Origin of the sequence: Pseudomonas ulcerans, from assembly GCF_036324125.1 — a bacterium.
Lineage (GTDB): Bacteria > Pseudomonadota > Gammaproteobacteria > Pseudomonadales > Pseudomonadaceae > Aquipseudomonas > Aquipseudomonas ulcerans.
In genome coordinates this window covers 1-1,252 of the sequence record NZ_JAZDQN010000097.1, presented here as the reverse complement: position 1 = coordinate 1,252, position 1,252 = coordinate 1, and the positions used below count along the sequence as shown (strand labels likewise).

At 57.8% G+C, this 1,252-nt stretch carries 2 protein-coding genes and 4 tRNA genes; 5 read left to right on the top strand and 1 reads right to left on the bottom strand.

Annotated features, from left to right (window positions below):
- Positions 1-383, bottom strand: a 383-nt coding sequence (locus V0R59_RS31715; protein WP_330105867.1) for an immunoglobulin-like domain-containing protein, incomplete at its 3' end; no start/stop codon positions are given.
- 31 nt (positions 384-414) lie between these two features.
- Between V0R59_RS31715 and V0R59_RS31710 the strand changes: the two genes are divergently transcribed.
- From V0R59_RS31710 to V0R59_RS31690, 5 genes are all read left to right on the top strand, one after another.
- A tRNA-Asn gene (locus V0R59_RS31710) sits at positions 415-490 on the top strand.
- Positions 491-500: 10 nt separating this feature from the next.
- A tRNA-Pro gene (locus V0R59_RS31705) sits at positions 501-577 on the top strand.
- 5 nt (positions 578-582) lie between these two features.
- Positions 583-658 (top strand) — tRNA-Lys (locus V0R59_RS31700).
- 99 nt (positions 659-757) lie between these two features.
- Positions 758-834 (top strand) — tRNA-Pro (locus tag V0R59_RS31695).
- 29 nt (positions 835-863) lie between these two features.
- Positions 864-1,252 (top strand): immunoglobulin-like domain-containing protein (locus tag V0R59_RS31690; protein WP_330105866.1); only part of this gene is annotated, 389 nt, incomplete at its 3' end.

Genomic DNA, 1,252 nt, shown 5'->3' with positions numbered 1-1,252 from the left:
GGGCTGACTTCCAGGTGCTCGAAGTCACCACCGGTGGTGCCAGTGATGGTCACGCTGACATTGCCGCCATCCACATAGACGGTGTTCTGCGGAGCAGGGAAGGTGATGGAACCTTCGCTCAGGCCCTTGCCGATGGTGATGGTCTCGCCGTTGCTCAGCGAAATCTTCATCTCCGTACCGGCCGGGTTGGTCAGGCGAGCGGTGTAGGTGATTTCACCGCCTTCCTGGACAGTGCCGGAGGCCGACAGGGTCAGGCCGGTGGTGTCCAGGCGAGCTGGATCGTCGGTGACGACAGTGGTCGGAGTACCAGCGGTTTCCAGGTGCTCGTAGTTACCGCCAGTCACACCGGTGATGCTGTTGGTCAGCGGGGTGTTGGTGTTCAACACGTTATTCGGAGCAATGAAGTCCACCGAACCCGCGATAGCTCAGTCGGTAGAGCAAATGACTGTTAATCATTGGGTCCCTGGTTCGAGTCCAGGTCGCGGAGCCAAATTTCAAGCCGGGGTATAGCGCAGTCCGGTAGCGCGCCTGCTTTGGGAGCAGGATGTCAGGAGTTCGAATCCCCTTACCCCGACCATTTTTGGGTCGTTAGCTCAGTTGGTAGAGCAGTTGGCTTTTAACCAATTGGTCGTAGGTTCGAATCCTACACGACCCACCATTTTCGAGTCCGGTTCGCTGGCTTCGAATCTTAAAAGGCTGGAACGCCATTAGCGCCCAGCCACTAAAAAAGGCACCTTCATCGGTGTCTTTTTTTTACCGGGGTATAGCGCAGTCCGGTAGCGCGCCTGCTTTGGGAGCAGGATGTCAGGAGTTCGAATCCCCTTACCCCGACCAATGGCGAAACCATCACCATTGGTAAAGGTTTGAGCGAAGGCTCAATCACCTTCCCCGCACCGCAGAACACCGTCTACGTCGACGGCGGCAATGTCAGCGTCACCATCACTGGCACCACCGGGGGTGACTTCGAGCATCTGGAAGTCAGCCAGACCGCTGCCGTCACCGCAGTTACCGACAGCATCGACACCAGCACCGTAACGCTGACTGCTACGGCTTCGGCAGTTGAGGGTGGCGTCGTCACCTACGTCGCTTCGGTCACCTCGCCGGTTACGGGCACGCCGCTGGTAATCAGCCTGGCTAACGGCCAGTCGATCACCATTCCAGTGAACTCCAGCTCTGGCTCGGTGGACTTCATTGCCCCGAATAACGTGTTGAACACCAACACTCCGCTGACCAACAGCATCACTGGTGTGAC